The organism is Streptococcus oralis, assembly GCF_001578945.1.
Lineage (GTDB): Bacteria > Bacillota > Bacilli > Lactobacillales > Streptococcaceae > Streptococcus > Streptococcus oralis_Q.
The window spans coordinates 375,047-376,334 of record NZ_KQ969551.1; the positions used below are offsets into that span (position 1 = coordinate 375,047).

Below are 1,288 nucleotides of genomic sequence, written 5' to 3' on the forward strand. Positions count from 1 at the left end.
GAGAAGGATAAACAGTTGGATCAACAACAACAGTTGATACTTCAAGCTATGAAGGATCAAGAAAGCTTGAAGCTAGAGTTGGATCAAGCCAAAGAAGAGGTTCAGGCAACCAAAAAAGGCTTTTTTGCTCGTCTATTTGGAGGAAAATAAAGAAGCTGTTTGGGTTATTCACTAACCTAATAGCTTCTTTTCTTATTTATACTAAAAATGGAGTCGTAATTGAGGTAAAAGATGGAAAAATTAAGAGACTATATTGCCTTTGATTTGGAATTTAATCAACACGAAGGGGTGACCCATTTAATTCAAGTATCAGCAGTCCGCTTTCAAGATGGACAAGAAAGTGCTGCTTTTGATTCTTATGTTCATACTACAGCACCTTTGAAGAGTTTTATCAATGGCTTGACTGGAATCACAGCTGAAACCTTAAAGGATGCTCCTATGGTGGAGCGAGTTTTAAAGGATTTTCAGGCTTTTGTTGGCAACTTACCTATAGTAGGTTACAACGCAGTTAAGAGTGATTTGCCTATTCTCTTGGAGCATGGTATTGATTATCGTGACCAGTATAAGGTCGATCTATATGATGAGGCTTTTGAACGCCGTAGTTCTGACCTACACGGCATAGCAAATCTTAAATTACAAACTGTAGCTAATTTCTTAGGCTTTAAAGGTCAATCGCATAATAGTTTAGAGGATGCTCGCATGACAGCGCGTGTTTATGAATCCTTTCTGGAGTCTGACGAAGGAAAACTATTATTAGAAGAACAGAGTAATCATCTATCCATGAATCCCTTTGGTGGGCTAGACTTATCTCAATTTCTAGACTAGGAGTGCTTATGAAACCTGAAAAACCTAAAAAACTAGGTTTTAGGAAAATTTACCTCAACCTAGACAAAGTTCTTTTCCTCTTTTTCTTAATTTTCATGATGGTGGAATATCTATGGCTACCTCTCAATTCTTGGCTTGCTGGTCTTTTACTCAGCCAAACAGGCTATTTGTTTATTTCTTACAATAATATTTTTGCCATTATCACGAGTTCTCCTTTAATCAGTCTGGCCTTTCTCTTTTTGATAGCAATCAATCTTTTGGTGGCTTATTTTCAAATTTGCCTCCTCTTTATTGGAGCACGTCATCTCCTTTATCATGAAAAGAGAACCTTAATTGAATACAGTCGTAAAGTATTTCATCAGAGTTTTCTATTTGTGAAACGCTTGAGCTTCTGTAAGATGGCTTTTGTTTTCTTCTATGTGGCCATGCTCTTTCCTTTTATACGGAAAATTCTAAAAATTTA

General features: G+C 36.5%; 3 protein-coding genes. All 3 read left to right on the forward strand.

Annotation, left to right across the window (positions count from 1 at the left end; all coding sequences use genetic code 11):
• The coding region (locus SORDD16_RS10585) for a DUF536 domain-containing protein (RefSeq protein ID WP_128973471.1) at nucleotides 1-150 on the forward strand (150 nt) is incomplete at its 5' end.
• 81 nt (nucleotides 151-231) lie between these two features.
• A complete protein-coding gene (locus SORDD16_RS04500) occupies nucleotides 232-825 on the forward strand; it encodes a 3'-5' exonuclease (RefSeq protein WP_061452530.1) in 594 nt (197 codons plus the stop codon).
• An 8-nt stretch (nucleotides 826-833) separates the two neighbouring features.
• The coding region (locus SORDD16_RS04505) for a glycerophosphoryl diester phosphodiesterase membrane domain-containing protein (protein ID WP_241733981.1) at nucleotides 834-1,288 on the forward strand (455 nt) is incomplete at its 3' end.

What these genes read in the sequence shown, in the direction of transcription:
- SORDD16_RS04500 (WP_061452530.1), top strand. Translation starts at nt 232, where the DNA reads ATGGAAAAATTAAGAGACTATATTGCCTTTGATTTGGAATTTAATCAA.